Annotated in this window: 12 protein-coding genes; 6 read left to right on the top strand and 6 right to left on the bottom strand. The window is 67.6% G+C overall.

All coding sequences use genetic code 11. From position 1 onward, the window contains the following. Window positions 1-14: 14 nt before the first annotated feature. Window positions 15-731, bottom strand: a complete 717-nt coding sequence (locus AB0J62_RS28710) for a DUF554 domain-containing protein (RefSeq protein ID WP_363877541.1) — start codon at window positions 729-731, stop codon at window positions 15-17. Between the two features lie 148 nt (window positions 732-879). Between AB0J62_RS28710 and AB0J62_RS28705 the strand changes: the two genes are divergently transcribed. Beyond that, complete coding sequence (locus AB0J62_RS28705; protein ID WP_363877539.1) at window positions 880-1,521, top strand: GNAT family N-acetyltransferase; 642 nt, start codon at window positions 880-882, stop codon at window positions 1,519-1,521. On the opposite strand, the gene AB0J62_RS28700 is transcribed toward AB0J62_RS28705, so the two are convergent. Beyond that, window positions 1,484-1,903 carry a hotdog fold thioesterase gene (locus AB0J62_RS28700; protein WP_233714730.1) on the bottom strand — a complete coding sequence of 140 codons (420 nt, stop codon included), beginning with the start codon at window positions 1,901-1,903 and terminating at the stop codon, window positions 1,484-1,486. The genes AB0J62_RS28705 and AB0J62_RS28700 overlap by 38 nt on opposite strands. Before the next feature lie 74 nt (window positions 1,904-1,977). Here AB0J62_RS28700 and polA point away from each other — a divergent pair, with 74 nt between their 5' ends. Beyond that, window positions 1,978-4,680, top strand: a complete 2,703-nt coding sequence (polA, locus tag AB0J62_RS28695; protein ID WP_363877749.1) for a DNA polymerase I — start codon at window positions 1,978-1,980, stop codon at window positions 4,678-4,680. Window positions 4,681-4,732: 52 nt separating this feature from the next. Here polA and AB0J62_RS28690 read toward each other — a convergent pair whose 3' ends face one another. After that, entirely contained in the window at window positions 4,733-5,206 is a 474-nt protein-coding gene (locus tag AB0J62_RS28690; RefSeq protein ID WP_363877536.1) for an NUDIX domain-containing protein, read from the bottom strand. 246 nt (window positions 5,207-5,452) lie between these two features. Here AB0J62_RS28690 and AB0J62_RS28685 point away from each other — a divergent pair, with 246 nt between their 5' ends. From AB0J62_RS28685 to AB0J62_RS28675, 3 genes are read left to right on the top strand one after another with little or no spacing between them, the layout of a single operon-like run. After that, on the top strand, window positions 5,453-7,204 hold the full coding sequence (locus AB0J62_RS28685) for an extracellular solute-binding protein (RefSeq protein ID WP_363877534.1): 1,752 nt from the start codon (window positions 5,453-5,455) through the stop codon (window positions 7,202-7,204). Further along, window positions 7,201-8,136 carry a carbohydrate ABC transporter permease gene (locus AB0J62_RS28680; RefSeq protein WP_134098672.1) on the top strand — a complete coding sequence of 312 codons (936 nt, stop codon included), beginning with the start codon at window positions 7,201-7,203 and terminating at the stop codon, window positions 8,134-8,136. The genes AB0J62_RS28685 and AB0J62_RS28680 overlap by 4 nt, the downstream gene beginning before the upstream one ends. Window positions 8,137-8,140: 4 nt before the next feature. Next, window positions 8,141-9,124, top strand: a complete 984-nt coding sequence (locus tag AB0J62_RS28675; protein ID WP_363877532.1) for an ABC transporter permease subunit — start codon at window positions 8,141-8,143, stop codon at window positions 9,122-9,124. Window positions 9,125-9,154: 30 nt separating this feature from the next. Here the strand turns inward: AB0J62_RS28675 and AB0J62_RS28670 are convergent, their stop codons facing one another. Then, the gene (locus AB0J62_RS28670; protein ID WP_363877530.1) at window positions 9,155-10,405 is read right to left on the bottom strand and encodes a polysaccharide biosynthesis protein; all 1,251 of its coding nucleotides are present in this window, start codon (window positions 10,403-10,405) and stop codon (window positions 9,155-9,157) included. Window positions 10,406-10,533: 128 nt separating this feature from the next. Here AB0J62_RS28670 and AB0J62_RS28665 point away from each other — a divergent pair, with 128 nt between their 5' ends. Further along, a complete protein-coding gene (locus AB0J62_RS28665) occupies window positions 10,534-13,212 on the top strand; it encodes an alpha-(1->3)-arabinofuranosyltransferase family protein (protein WP_363877528.1) in 2,679 nt (892 codons plus the stop codon). Here AB0J62_RS28665 and AB0J62_RS28660 read toward each other — a convergent pair. Both AB0J62_RS28660 and AB0J62_RS28655 read right to left on the bottom strand, forming a co-directional pair. Continuing rightward, complete coding sequence (locus AB0J62_RS28660; protein WP_363877526.1) at window positions 13,110-14,156, bottom strand: acyltransferase; 1,047 nt, start codon at window positions 14,154-14,156, stop codon at window positions 13,110-13,112. The two genes, AB0J62_RS28665 and AB0J62_RS28660, sit on opposite strands and share 103 nt — an antisense overlap. Further along, window positions 14,153-14,953, bottom strand: a complete 801-nt coding sequence (locus AB0J62_RS28655; RefSeq protein ID WP_363877524.1) for a methyltransferase domain-containing protein — start codon at window positions 14,951-14,953, stop codon at window positions 14,153-14,155. The genes AB0J62_RS28660 and AB0J62_RS28655 overlap by 4 nt, the downstream gene beginning before the upstream one ends. Window positions 14,954-14,973 lie beyond the last annotated feature (20 nt).

Genomic DNA, 14,973 nt, shown 5'->3' with positions numbered 1-14,973 from the left:
TCGTCGCTGCCGGTTCAGTTGCGGATGACAACGAGCAACTGAACCAGCAGCGGCGCCACGATCAGGGCAGGTAGCAGGTCCGCGACCGCTACCTGCTTCAGTTTCAGGAGTCTGAGCGCTACGCCGATCAGCATCACACCGCCGGTCGCGCCGAGTGCCGTCACATGCGCGTCGGGCAGTACGTCGCCCAGCAGGGCACCCACAGCCGTCATCGACCCTTGGACGACGAGTACGACGAGAGCCGACGCCGCGACGCCCCAGCCGAAGGACGCGGCGAAGGCGATCGAGGTGAAACCGTCGAGAACCGCCTTCAGATACAGCTGATCCGCGCCGCGGCCGAGGCCGTCGGACAGCGAACCGAGGAACGTCAGCGGCCCGACGCAGAACACCATCGACGCCGACACGAACCCTTCGACGAACGTGCTCTGTCCTTCGCCGCGGTCGAACCGGCGCTGCATCCAGGCGCCGAACCCTTCCAGCCGTTCCTCGATGTGCAGCAGCGAGCCGATGATCCCGCCGATCAGCATCGCGCCCAGCACGATCAGCACCGGGGCGCTGTCACCGACCGCGTCGCTGAGCGCCTTGTCGCCGACCGTGAGTGCCGAGGAGATCGCGATCAGGAGCGTGACCAGGCCGATCGCGTCGGTGACCAGATCCCTGGTGCGGTGACTGAGCCGATGTCCGACGAGTACGCCGAGTACCGATCCGACGAGCACCGTCGCGACGTTCACGACAGTCCCGATTCCGATGAACAAACTGGTCCCTCCGGACAGCTCTGGTCAGCTTTGCATGTGACCCCGGAGGGCCTACTGTTGCGCGAGGACGAGCGTATCGGCCCGTCCGTTCACCTCGGGGGTGGACCGGACCCAGGAGGTCGCTGTGGCTGCCATCGAGGTGAGGGACGCGCGTGTCGGTGACGCCGCCGCCCTGGTCGCTTTGTGGCGTGAGCTGACCACCGCCGGGCTGCCGTCCCGGTTGCCCGCGCCGCCGTCGACGGCCGCCGCCGAGGTTGCCGTGAGCAAACACCTGGACGATCCGTCGGCCCGCCTGGTGGTGGGCGAACTGGACGGCGACATCCACGGCATGGCGTACCTGCGCCGGACGGCGGTCAGCCCGCTGCACGACGACACCACGGTCACCGTCGAATACCTGCACGTCAGCGACTCCGCCCGCCGGCACGGTCTCGGCAAGGCCCTGATCGCGGAAGCGGTCGCGTGGGCCGAGCACGAGGGCTGCGCGCACCTGGCCGTCGTCGCGCCCGCGATCGCGCGCGAGGCGAACCGGTTCCTGGCCCGCCTCGGTCTCGGACAGGCCGGCGTACTGCGGTTCGCGAACACGCACACGGTCCGGCGCCGGCTCGCCGCCGAGCACGCGCCCAACCTGCTCGCCCTGCTCTCGTCCCGCCGCTCCGCCTTCGCCCGCCGCGCTCAGCTCGGCGGCTCGGTAGGCGGCACGGTGGGCGGCACGGTCGACGGCACGGCGGTCAGCTCCCCGGCGGAGCCTGAATCAGCTGGCAAGTGATCCGCGCGGTGCAGACCCGCTTGTCCCGCTCGTCGGTGACGATCACCTCGTACGACGTCGTCGTTCGGCCGAGGTAGATCGGGGTCGCGACACCGGTGACGACTCCCTCGCGGACCGCGCGGTGATGGGTCGCGTTGATGTCGACGCCGACCGCGACCTTCCCGTACGTCGCGGCGTGCAGCGCGGAACCGATCGAGCCGAGGCTCTCGGCCAGGACGCAGGACGCGCCGCCGTGGAGCAGGCCGTACGGCTGGGTGTTGCCCTTGACGGGCATCGTCGCGACGACCCGCTCGGGTGACGCTTCGCTGACAACGATTCCCATCAGCTGGAGGAGCGTGCCCTCCATGCCCATGCCCGGGCCGAGGTTGGTTTCATCTGTCACGGAAGCAGTGTGTCAGAACTGTCCACGGGACCCACTAGAGTCGGTGTGTGGCTCCAGATACCAACACCTCGACCATGACCAAGGACGCCGCGGCCCCCGGCACAGGCCGACCGCGGATCCTGCTGCTGGACGGGCACTCGCTGGCGTACCGGGCGTTCTATGCGCTGCCGGTGGAGAACTTCTCCACGACCACCGGGCAGCACACCAACGCGGTGTACGGGTTCACCTCGATGCTGATCAACATGCTCCGCGACGAGCAGCCGACGCATGTCTGCGTGGCGTTCGACGTGTCCCGCAAGACCTTCCGCTCGGAGCAGTACGCGGAGTACAAGGCGGGTCGCTCGAAGTCCCCGGACGAGTTCAAGGGGCAGGTCTCGCTGGTCAAGGAGGTGCTGGAGGCACTCCGGATCCCGACCACCGAGATCGACGGCTGGGAGGCCGACGACATCATCGCCACGCTCGCCACGCAGGCGTCGGAGCAGGGCTTCGAGGTGCTGATCAGCAGCGGTGACCGCGACGCGTTCCAGCTGGTCAGCGAGGACGTCACGGTGCTGTACCCGAAGCGTGGCGTGTCCGAGATCGCCCGGATGGACCCGGCCGCGGTCGAGGAGAAGTACGGCGTCACCCCGCGGCTGTATCCGGATCTCGCCGCGCTGGTCGGGGAGCAGAGCGACAACCTGCCGGGCGTGCCCGGTGTCGGGCCGAAGACCGCGGCCAAGTGGCTGAACCAGTTCGGCTCGCTGAACGACGTGGTCGACCGGGTCAACGAGATCAAGGGCAAGGCCGGCGAGTCGCTGCGCGAGCACCTCGCCGACGTGATCCGGAACCGGCAGATCAACGAGCTGGTCCGCGACCTGACCTTGGACGTGACGGTCGACGACCTGGTCCGGACGCCGTGGGACCGCGACAAGGTGCACACGCTCTTCGACAGCCTGGAGTTCCGGGTGTTGCGCGAGCGGCTCGTCGCCGAGCATGAGGAGGTCGACGCGACCGTCGACCACGGGTTCGAGCTGGACGGGGCCCAGCTGAAGCCGGGCGAGGTGGCTGCCTGGCTCAAGGAACACGTGATGACGGGTGAGCGCGTCGGCGTCGCGGTGCAGGGCAGCTGGGGTGGCGGCACCGGCCAGATCACCGGACTGGCCCTGGCGAACACCTCCGGCGCCGCAGCCTGGTTCGACCCGATGACGATGACGCCGGACGACGAGTCCGCGTGGCAGGCCTGGCTGGCCGACGAGAAGCAGCCGAAGGCGCTGCACGACGTGAACGGTCCGCTCCTCGGCTTCCTGGAGCGTGGCTGGACGCTCGGCGGGCTGAGCTCGGACACCCAGCTGAGCGCGTATCTGGTCCGTCCGGACCAGCGTGCGTACGATCTGGCCGACCTGACCGTGCGGTACCTCAAGCGCGAGTTGCGCAACGAGGAGGCCGAGAACGGCCAGCTCAGCTTCGACGACGTCGAGGGCGGCCCGGCCGCGGACCACACGATGCTGCGTGCGCGCGCGATCGCCGACCTCGCCGACACGCTGGACGCCGAGCTCGAGAAGCAGGCCGGCACACGGCTGCTCGCGGATGTCGAGCTGCCGTTGATCCAGGTCATCGCCGCCATGGAGCGCGACGGCATCGCGGTCGACCGGCCGTATCTGGAGCAGCTCGAGGACCGGTTCGCCACCGGAGTGCGGGACGCCGCCACCTCGGCGTACGAGGTGATCGGCAAGGAAATCAACCTCGGGTCGCCGAAACAGCTGCAGGTGGTGCTGTTCGACGAGTTGCAGATGCCGAAGACCAAGCGGACCAAGACCGGGTACACCACCGACGCCGACTCGCTGCAGGCGCTGTTCGAGAAGACCGAGCACCCGTTCCTGGCGTACCTGCTGGCGCACCGCGACGCGACCCGGCTGCGGCAGACGGTCGAGGGCCTGCTGAAGACGATCAGCCCGCGCGACGGCCGGATCCACACGACGTTCAACCAGACCATCGCGGCGACCGGGCGACTCAGCTCCACCGACCCGAACCTGCAGAACATCCCGATCCGGACCGAGGAGGGCCGCCGGATCCGGCAGGCCTTCATCGTCGGCGAGGGCAACGAGTCGCTGATGTCGGCGGACTACAGCCAGATCGAGATGCGGATCATGGCGCATGTCTCGAAGGACCAGGGCCTGATCGACGCGTTCAACTCCGGGATGGACTTCCACTCGGTGACCGCGTCCCGGGTGTTCTCGGTCGAGCCGTCCGCGGTGACTCAGGAGCAGCGCGCCAAGATCAAGGCGATGAACTACGGCCTCGCGTACGGCCTGTCGGCGTACGGGCTGAGTCAGCAGCTGAAGATCGGCGTGGACGAGGCCAAGGGCCTGATGGACGAGTACTTCGAGGGCTTCGGCGGCGTGCGCGACTACCTGCGGTCGATCGTCATCGACGCCGGCAAGACCGGGTACACCGAAACGATCCTGGGCCGCCGGCGCTACCTGCCGGACCTGACCAGCGACAACCGCCAGCGCCGCGAGATGGCCGAGCGGATGGCGCTGAACGCCCCGATCCAGGGCTCGGCCGCCGACGTCATCAAGATGGCGATGCTCAAGGTCGACGCATCGCTGCGTGACTCCGGCCTCAAGTCCCGGATGCTCCTCCAGGTCCACGACGAACTGGTCTTCGAGATCGCCCCCGGCGAACGCGAGGCCCTCGAGGAACTGGTCCGGCACGACATGGGCCATGCCGTCGACATGGCCGTTCCACTGGACGTCTCGGTAGGCGTCGGCCGCACTTGGCACGAAGCTGCCCACTAGCCACCAGCTAGCGGCGCACTAGCTGCCCAGCTGGACGGTCGCTAGAGGATCACTAGGGAGTCACGTACACCGGCGTCGGGTCGGGGGAGAGGGCGTTCTCGATGGACGCCCGCTCCCGGTCCGTCAATTCGGGCAGGTCGTTCAGGGGCCACCAGCGGACGTCGAGTGACTCGTCGTCGTTGACGCGCGGCTCACCGCTCAGGGGACGGCAGCGGAAGCACAGGTCGAGGAACTGGACCCGGTCGCCGTTCGGGTAGCTGGCCGGCGGGAGCGACTCCATGCTGACCAGCCGCACGATCTCGGCCTCGACGGCGGTCTCCTCCTGGATCTCGCGGATCAGGCCGACGGCCGGCTGTTCGCCGGGCTCGAGGATGCCGGCGACCAGGCTCCAGCGGCCGTTGTCCGCGCGCCGGACCAGCAGGACCTCGTCCGCGTCGTTGAGGACGACACCGGTGATGCCGGTGAGCCAGAGCAGGTCGTGCCCGATCTTCGTGCGGAGGTCGAGGATGAACTTCGGGGTCGCCATGAGCGGAACCCTATAGAACAGGGCCGCTACGGTTTCTTTCTGCAAGAAAGTTTGATCGCCGAACGCAAGCGGTAAGCGCTTACCGCGCAAGATACCGACAGTGATGGACCGATCCCGGTCAGTGTCCGGCGAGGTCTTCCGCGCAACCGCTTTCTGTGTCATTCTCCGGGGCAAAGATCCGAGATCCTATCGGATATCGCTCTCGGATATTTCGTCTTTTGTTCCGACCAGCCGCCAGGAGGAACCATGCCGAACGATGACGCGCGCCCTGGAGTCAGCCGTCGATCATTGATCGCGGGGGCACTCGGCCTCACCGCGGCGACTGCCGGCGGCGGCCTGCTCAGTGGGTGTAGTGGCAAGAGCAACGCGGGCGCCGCGGCCGCTGGCGCCGGCGAGGCCGCCCCGAGCGTGACCCTCGGCCCGAAGCTGGCCACCGTTCAGTACCCGCCGGGGTACGTCGGGCCGGTCGCCCGCACGCTGAAACCGCTCACTACCGAGAAGGTGACGTTCAAGATCGTCGTCAAGCAGGACGTGACGATCGGCGACTGGAAGACCAATGCCTTCACGAAGTGGCTCGAGCAGAAGACCGGTGTGCACATCGAGTGGAGTCAGATCGGCGGCACCGACGACGACGTGATGACCAAGGTCAACGCGATGATCGCGGCCGGAGACATCCCGGACGCGTTCCTGGGTATCGGCTTCACCCGCTCGCAGTTGTTCCTGTACGGCGCCCAAGGGCTTTTCACCGACGTCGGCCAGTACATCGACGCCTACGCGCTGAACCTGCAGCAGGCGATGAAGGACTACCCGGAGACGCGCAAGCTGATCCAGGCGCCGGACAAGAAGATCTACTCGTTCCCGGGGATCAACGACTGCTTCCACTGCCGGGCCATCGACGGACGAGGGTGGCTGAACGTCGACTGGATCAAGCAGGTCGGCCTGGCGATGCCGAAGACGACCGACGAGTTCCGCGAAGTACTGCGTGCTTTCAAGAAGGCGGACCTGGCCGGCAACGGCAAGACGATCCCGTTCGCGGGCTACAACGAGGCTCCGCTCGACCCGTTCTTCATGAACGCGTTCCTCTACGATCCGGGCGAGCCGTGGCTGGTGGTCAAGGACGGCAAGGTCGATGTCGCGTTCGACAAGGACGAATGGCGCGAGGGCCTGAAGTACGTGAACGGCCTCTACAAGGAAGGCCTGATCAGCCGGGACGTCTTCACCGCCGACGGGGACCAGCTGAAGCGCTACGGCAACGCGCCGGGCAAACCGCTGATCGGCGGCGCCCGGTCGAACTACTGGGGCAACTTCCTCGACATCGACCAGAAGGACCCGAACGCCCGCTGGCGCCAGTACGAGGCCTGCCCGCCGCTGAAGGGACCGAACGGCGTCCAGTACGCCGCGTGGGACTACCTGACCGTCGGCGTCGAGGTGGCGCACCTGGTGATCACCAAGAAGTGCGCCAAGCCGGATCTGCTGGTGCAGTGGGCCGACGCGCAGTACGAGCTGGAGGCGATCCTGCGCGGGTACGGCGGCCCGAAGTTCGCGTGGGCGAAGAAGGGTGACCTCGGGATCAACGGCAAGCAGGCGGTGTACGGGTTCGACGCGACCTGGAACTCGCAGAAGAACCTCAACTGGGGTCAGGACAACCCGATGTACCGCTCGCAGGACTTCCGGCTGGGCGAACGGGTGCTGCCGGGCGATCTGACCTTCGAGAAGCCGCTCTACGAGCAGACCAAGGAGCGCTTCTTCCCGCTGAAACAGCCGCAGGAGATGCAGTTCCCTCCGGTCACGCTGGATCAGGACCAGGCCGCGCAGGAGGCGGAGCTGAAGACCAACCTCAAGGGTGAGGTGAATCAGTCGTTCGCGAAGTTCCTCACCGGGCAGCTCGACCCGAACAACGACGGAGCCTGGAACGACTACAAGGACCGGGTCAGCAAGATCGGCGTGAAGCCGTATCTCGAGCTGCAGCAGGCCGCCTATGAGACGTACAACGGATGAGCGCCGGGACTTTGCCGCCGGACGAGCAGCGGCTGGCGGTGGGCGCGTCGATCCAGGACACTCGCGGCGACAAGATCGCGATGGCCTGCATCTACACCGCGCTTGGCCTTTTCTGCCTGGCGATCCTCTACCCGCTGGTCTATGTCCTCAGCGCATCGGTCAGCAACACCAGGAAGGTGTCGGCCGGCGAGGTCTGGCTCTGGCCGGTCGGCTTCACGCTGGATGCCTACCGCGCGATCTTCGACTACAAGGCGATCGTCAGCAGCTTCGGCAACTCCGTGTACTACGCGCTCGTCGGCGCGCTGGTGGCAACGGTTCTCACGCTGCTCGCGGCGTACCCGCTGTCGCGCAAGGGGCTGCCGGGCAAGGGCATCATCATGGGCGCGTTCGTGTTCACGATGATGTTCAACGGCGGCCTGATCCCGACGTACCTCGTGGTCGACCAGCTGGGACTGCTGAACACGCGGTGGGCGATCATCCTGCCGACCGCGATGGCGGTCTGGAACGTGATCATCACCCGGACCTACTTCATGGTGACGATCCCGGAGGAGCTGGTCGAGGCCGGGAAGGTGGACGGCTGCAGCGACTTCGGCTTCTTCTGGCGGGTCGTGCTGCCGCTGAGCAAGCCGATCATCGCGGTGAACCTGCTGTTCTACGCGGTCGGGCAGTGGAACTCGTTCTTCAACGCGCTGATCTACCTGACCAACGAGCACCTGTTCCCATTGCAGGTCGTGCTGCGGCAGATCCTGATCCAGTCGAAGGTCGACCCGTCGCAGATGCAGGACACCAGCAAGCTGCTGCAGATGCAGGAGCTGCAGCAGCAGCTGAAGTACTCGCTGATCGTGATCGGCATGATTCCGCCGTTGCTGGTCTATCCGTTCGTGCAGAAGCACTTCGTCAAGGGAGCCATGGTCGGCTCCCTGAAGGGATGACGGCATGACGACCTCGACAGAAGCTCGGTCGACCGTCCGGTCCGCGGCCCACAAGCGGACCCGGACGGCGAAGAACGCGGTCGGCCTCGGGCTGCGGATGCGCCGCAACTGGCAGCTGTACGCGATGCTCGCGCTACCGCTGCTCTGGCTGGCGATCTTCGCCTACTGGCCGATGTACGGCGTGATCATCGCGTTCAAGGACTACAACGTGGTGTCCGGGATCTGGGGCAGTCCGTGGGCCGGCATGAAGTACTTCAACCGGTTCGTCGAGTCGTACCAGTTCTGGCGGCTGATCAAGAACACCGTGTACCTGCACGTCTACGAGCTGGTGGCGACGTTCCCGTTGCCGATCATCCTCGCGCTCTGCCTGAACACGATCCGCAAGAAGTGGTTCAGCCGGGCCTCGCAGCTGATCACCTACGCGCCGCACTTCATCTCCACGGTCGTCGTCGTGGGTCTGCTCGTCGTGTTGACCAGCCCGAACACCGGCGTGACCAACAAGCTCCTCGGTCTGTTCGGCATCGGGCCGCAGAACCTGATGGGGGACTCCGGGATGTTCCGGCACCTCTACGTCTGGTCCGGTGCGTGGCAGACGATGGGGTTCGCGGCGATCATCTACCTGGCCGCGTTGACCAGTGTGCCGCCGGAGCTACACGAGGCGGCGATCGTGGACGGAGCCTCGCGGCTGCGGCGGATGTGGCACATCGATCTGCCGGCGATCGTGCCGGTGGCGGTGATCCTGCTGATCCTGGACATCGGCAGGATCTTGTCGGTCGGGTTCGAGAAGGTGCTGCTGATGCAGAACAGCCTGAACCTCGACGTGGCCGAGGTGATCGACACTTACGTCTACAAGATCGGCCTGGCGTCGTCCGTGCCGCAGTTCAGCTACGCGACCGCGATCGGGCTCTTCAGATCTGTGATCGGCCTGGTGCTGCTGGTGCTGGCGAACACCTTCGCCCGCCGGTTCGCGCGGAGCAGTCTTTGGTAGGCCAGTCTTTGGTAGGCCCGCCCGTGTGAGCTAGTCGGCGGCCTGCCGGTGCAGTCCGGTCGCCAGGACGGCCGAGAGCAGGAGCGCGCAGGTGCTGGTCATCGCGGCCAGCACCTTCACGCCGTTCAGGCCGGTGGCGATGCCGGTGCCGAGCACGATTCCGGCGGCCACCGCGAGGACGACGAGGCCGATCCAGATCGCGAGCGCGGCGCGTTTCTCCTGCTGGGCGATCGCGGCGTACACGACGAGCTGCAGTACGGCGTACGCGGAGCCGGCGACTGCGAACAGCCAGGTGTACGGGCCGAGCGGCGCGTACTTCGCCTTGCCGCCGATGACCTCGACGACGATGCCGGGCAGGATCAACGTGCCGACGACCGCACAGACGCCCAGGCCCGCGACGGCCATGATCGAGCGTCGCAGCCGGACGGTGTCGCCGGGGGAGTTGGCCAGGGACGGGAACACGAGCACGATGACGAACTGCGGCAGGAATAGGCAGGCTTTCGCGATGATCAGACCGGCCGCGTAGTACCCGCTGTCCTTCTCGTCGAGCAGGGCGCGGGCGAACAGCACGTCGGCGTTGGCCAGCGCGAAGAACGCGAGCAGCGTGTGCGTGCCGTGCACGGACTCTCGCAGTACGTCCTTGACCTGCTGAGTGGTCGAGCCGCTCGATCCGCGCAGGAAGAACTGACCGAGCACAGCCGGTACGGCGGCACCGAGCGCGAGGCCGGCCATGGCCCAGTCGAGCGACGGGTGGATGAGCAGTGCACCGCCGCCCAGGACCAGCCGGCCGACCCCCGTGGAGAAGTAGACGGCGGCCAGCTCGCTCCAGCGCTGGCTGCCCTGCAGTACGCCGAGCTGCGAACCCATCAGCGTGAGGCCGCCCAGCGTCGGAGCGAGCAGCAGGATGGCGACGACCGAGTCGATGTGGAGCAGCCACATGAACAGCGGCGTCAGCACGAGGCAGAGCGCTGTGAGCCCGAGAGCCGACCGACGGCCTGCACGCAGCATCGCGTCGGCCAGCGCGGCTGCGCCGTTCCCGGTGTGCGTGGCGAGCTGGCGAGCGCCGGCAGCCTGCAGACCGAGTGAGGCGACGTTACCGATCAGCAGCAGACCCAGGAGGGCGGTGATCGCTCCGAACTGCTCCGGTATCAGCCGGCGGGACGCGATCAGTGTGAACCCGTAGGCGGCCACGTTCATGATCGCCATCGCGACGGCGACCACCGTGGCGCTGCGCAGGAAGGCACTGCGCGGCGCCTGCGGTTGGGTGGTGCCCGACGTCATTCTGTGCGGCCTCGGATCGGTGGGATAGCGGTGGGATAGCGGTGGGATATCGACGGGGTGATATTGCCGACCTCACGGTACGGCAACGATGCCGTCGGGAAGCCGCCGGATCCGTTAATGTCCCGCCGGTGGGGAGGCTGAAAGCAGGCAGTCCGGAGCAGGTGGTCTGGCGAGCGCGGCTCGTGCTGGGCTGCCTGGCTCTGGTAGCCCTGTGCTTCCAGCAGGCTCCGGGCAAGATTCTCGCCGACACCAGGATCGAGCTGACCGCGGCGCCCGGCCGGTTCCTGTCCCGGGCTCTGCACCTGTGGGACCCGCACACTGCCTTCGGTCAGGTGCAGAGCGACGCCTTCGGCTACCTCCTGCCGATCGGGCCGTTCCATTGGCTGCTCAACGCATTGTCCGTGCCGGACTGGATCACTCAGCGCCTGTGGTGGTCGCTCGTCCTCTGCGTCGCCTTCCTCGGTATCTGGAAGCTCTGCAACGTCCTGGAGTACGGCGTCCCGTGGACCCGATTCGCCGTTGCACTGCTGTACGCGCTCGTGCCACGGGTTTTCGGTGAGTTCCCCATCGAGGTGTGGCCGATGGCCATGGCTCCGTGGATCATGGTGCCGCTCGTGTCGCCCCGCGCCCGCTCCGGTTGGTGGCGGGCCAGCTGGTCGGCGCTGGCGTTCGCCCTGATCGGTGGAGCAGACCCGGTGGCGGGCGCCGCCACACTCGTCGTACCGGCGATCTGGCTGGTCAGCCACCACAAGCTGAAGCTCGCGCTGGGCTGGCTGGGCTTTGTGGTGGCCGTGTCGATCTGGTGGCTGGCGCCGCTTGCGCTGCTACTCAAGTACGGCGACGCGCCGCCGGGGCCGCGCTGGTTGCCGGTAATAGGCGTGGTCCTCGGACTGCCGCTCGCACTCACTGCAGCGCACTACCTACGCCGCCTGGCCAATCTGTCCGTGTCCCGGGGTGTCAATCGCCGCGTCGTACCGGCGGTGGTCGCATGTCTGGCGGTGGCTGCAGCCGCGCCCGTGGTCCTGCTACGACCGGACGGGGCATCTGCCGCGATCCCAGGGCACTGGAATGCAGCCGCAGCGTGGCTGGACGACCAGTCCGCCCCTGGCAGCGTCCTAGTCCTCTCGAGCACGACAGAGCCGCTCGCCGCATTGGTCAAGCGACCGATGGCCGCGCTGACCGATGACATGGAGCGCCGCGTCGACTCAGGCGTGGGCGACCAGACGTTGCGCCAGGAGCTCACTCGCGACGGCGTCCGGTACGTCGTGGTGCGCAATGACCTCGAGGACACGCTCGCGATCCACGAGAGCCTTGCCGACGCCGGCATCGGACGTGTCGCGTACTTCGGTCCGGGCGGGCGGACCCGCATCGCCTACCCGAGCGTGGAGATCTACGACGTCGGCGCGACAACTCCGGGGCGGCTGATCCCGCGGTCCCGGCTCGTGGCGGTCGACGGCACGGCTGACGACGTACCGACTGTCGTGACAGCGCTTGGTGGGAGTGGTGGCGCGGTACTGCGGTCAGACGCCGCGGGCAAGGTTGACGGGCTGCCGTTGATCGAGACCGATGTCAGCAAACCGGTCGATGAGCAGCCGAGTGCGGTGGTGCTGCGGACTCAGCAGATCGGGCGCTCCGGCTGTCTACACGTCGGGGCGCGGGCGTTGTGCAACCAGGAGCAGGCGACGCCTGCGGCCGAGAACGGCCTGAGCCGGACCGTGCAACTGCCGCAGGCTGCGTCGTACGAGCTGCGGGGTACGGCGTTGCCCAAGGACGGTGATGTGCTCGAACGGCTGTTGCCGGTGCAGGATGCGATCACCGCGACGGCGTCCTCGCGGGCGGTCACGGCGCCGGAGGGCAGGCCGGGTGCGGCTGTCGACCGTGATCCCGGGACGAGTTGGCTGGCGGACCCGGACGACCCGAAGCCGAGCCTCACACTGAAGTTGCCGGTGGCAAAGGATGTGCGGGGGCTGCGGTTCCAGTCCGACACCTACCTGGACGGCTCGCGGCCGGCCGAGGTCATGCTGCACTTCGACGGCGGCGTTCCGATCCGGTTCACAGTGGACGCCGACGGCTATGTCCGGTTCGCGACGCGGCACGTGCGGACGATCAAGATCGACTTTACTGCGACGAAGCCGTTGCAGGACGCACGTCGGAGCCCGGTCGGGGTGACAGAGGTCGTCGTGCTTGGCGCGGACGAGCTGCGCAAGGCAGTCGATCCGGACCGCCGCGTCCCGACGTACTGCGGGAGCGGTCCGGCGGTGCGTATCGACGGCGTACCGGCTCGGACACAGGTGACCGCGAGCACGCGGGACGTGCTGCAGCGGCGGACGGTGTCGTTCAAGCTGTGCGGGGCGACGTCGGTAGCGCTGCGGTCCGGGAGCCACCACGTGGAGGTGCTCGCAGGCGGTGGGTTCGTGCCGATCGAGACCACGCTGATCAAGGCTGGATTCGGAGACGTGTCTGTGACGCCGGTGCAGGGCGTGGACGTGTGGCGGCCGAACCCGGCGGAACTGACCGTCGAGGTGCCCGATGCGGACGACCAGTCCGTGCTGGCGGTCGCGCAGAACTACAACGAGGGCTGGGAGGCGTACGACAGCACCGGCCAGAAGCTGACGCCGATCCGGATCGGCGGCTGGCAGCAAGGGTGGGTCCTGCCGGCCGGACCCGAGCAGGTCGTCACGGCCAGCTTCATGCCGGCACGGAGCTACCGCGCTGGACTGCTACTCGGACTGGTCACGCTTCTGGCTGTCCTGGCCGTTGCAGTCTTCTTCCCGAAACGCAGGACTGGCCGCTCGATCAGGCGGTAACTCGCGGCGGCCAGCACGACCGCGCCGACCAGCGTCACCAGCAGCTGTACTGCGAACGGTCCGCGCATCACGCCCAGTACGACGAACCCGTACACCACCACGCCGTAGGAGAGTCGCGCACCGATCTGCGCCGGGCGGCCACCCAGCACGCGGACTGTCTTCGCGGAGGGCGTCAGGATCGGGAACAGCACGCAGGCGACGACAGCGGTATAGAGCAGGCTCTTGAGCAGCGCCTGTGCCGGTGTGGGAGCGGAGTGGTCGTAGGGTCCGGCGAGCGGAGTCGCGGACACCAGGAGGAGCGCTGCGGCGATTCCCCAGAGCGTTCCGGGGACTCTGGTCAGTGTGTCGAGTGCCGACGGCCCGAGTCGCCCTGTGGCGCGGGAGACCTGCCAGAGCGCCAGACCCATGCCGACCGCGAACCAGCCGAGGTACCCGGGCAGCCACAGGCTCGCCTGCGGGTGATCGGTCGCCGTGACCGCAGCCATCCACACCGGGCCGAGCACGGTCAGGGCAACCAGGACAAGGAGGCGCCAGCGGACACTGCGCCGAGTCGGTCGCTCGTAGCCGGTGAGCAGTCGACCCAGGCCGGGGAGGAGCAGGTAGAAGGGGAGTGGCGTTAGGACGGCCCAGCGGAGGTAGGTGGTCGCCGGGTGAGGGACGAAGGCGATCGACAGTACGACGGTGATGAGCAAGGCCGGGAGGATCCGCAGCGCACGGTCACGCAGATAGGGCAGTGTGAGCGGCGGCTCGGTGGCCGAGAACCACGCTACGACGTGCGGCCGGTAGAGCAGGAAGCCGGAGATCGCGCAGAAGATCGCCCAGCCGACGTCCAGCCGGGACACGACACCGGCGAGCGGTGCATGCGTGTGCAGACCGACCTGTGCGGTCACCACAGCGAGCGCTGCGATTGCCCGCAGCCCGTCCACTGCTGGGAAGCGGGTCATGCGTTCGGCGCCTTGTGCGCGGTCCAGATGGCAGTTCCGGGGACGTAGCGGCCGCGCTCCGGACCCCAACCGCCCCAAACCAGCTCATGTCCGGCCGGCCACTCCGGCTCGAGCAGGTCGTCGATCACGAAACCCGCACCGGTCAGTTCGCGGATCCAGTCGCCGGCGGTCCGATGGTGCTCGGCGTACACCGGCGTACCGGACTCGTCGACCTCGACGTACGGCGTCCGGTCGAAGTACGAGTGAGTGATGCGCAGTCCGGCCGGCGACGGGTCGTCGGGCATGGTCCAGCGGAACGGGTGGGTCACCGAGAACACCAGCAGGCCAGCTGGCTTCAGGACGCGCGCCAGCTCGCGGAACGTCGTACCCACGTCGGCGACGAAGGGCAGTGCGCCAAAGGCTGAGCAGGCGATGTCGAACGTGCTGTCGGCGTACGGCAGCGCTACGGCGTCCGCGGCGACGGTGCGGACCGACGTACCGGTCCGGGCATCGAGGTCCTTCGCGATGCGGAGCTGCTCGACAGAGATGTCAAAGGCAACGACATCGGCGCCCTGGCCGACGAGCCACCGCGAGCACTGGGCCGCGCCGCAGCCGACCTCGAGGATGCGCTTCCCCCGGACTGGCCCCAGCAGCTGAGCTGCCTCCTCGTCGACACCCTCCGGCGACCAGATGAACCGGTCGGAGCCGAGGAAGTCGCCGTGCTCCTCCAGATACTCGTCAGCTGCCGAGTCCCAGTAGGTACGACTGGCTCGCGAGGTCTCCACCTCGGTCAGCTCCACCCGTACCGGCCTGTTCACCTCGCACACTCTAGTGTCGA

Source organism: Kribbella sp. NPDC049584, assembly GCF_040675555.1.
Classification (GTDB): domain Bacteria; phylum Actinomycetota; class Actinomycetes; order Propionibacteriales; family Kribbellaceae; genus Kribbella.
Note: the sequence above shows the minus strand (reverse complement) of the source record. Positions and strands in the feature narration are given on the sequence as shown.

Bases quoted from the DNA above. Each gene is read 5' to 3' on its own strand.
- AB0J62_RS28685 (WP_363877534.1), top strand. From the start codon at position 5,453: ATGCCGAACGATGACGCGCGCCCTGGAGTCAGCCGTCGATCATTGATC.
- AB0J62_RS28680 (WP_134098672.1), top strand. From the start codon at position 7,201: ATGAGCGCCGGGACTTTGCCGCCGGACGAGCAGCGGCTGGCGGTGGGC.
- polA (WP_363877749.1), top strand. From the start codon at position 1,978: ATGACCAAGGACGCCGCGGCCCCCGGCACAGGCCGACCGCGGATCCTG.
- AB0J62_RS28675 (WP_363877532.1), top strand. From the start codon at position 8,141: ATGACGACCTCGACAGAAGCTCGGTCGACCGTCCGGTCCGCGGCCCAC.
- AB0J62_RS28660 (WP_363877526.1), bottom strand. From the start codon at position 14,156: ATGACCCGCTTCCCAGCAGTGGACGGGCTGCGGGCAATCGCAGCGCTC.
- AB0J62_RS28690 (WP_363877536.1), bottom strand. From the start codon at position 5,206: ATGGCGACCCCGAAGTTCATCCTCGACCTCCGCACGAAGATCGGGCAC.
- AB0J62_RS28670 (WP_363877530.1), bottom strand. From the start codon at position 10,405: ATGACGTCGGGCACCACCCAACCGCAGGCGCCGCGCAGTGCCTTCCTG.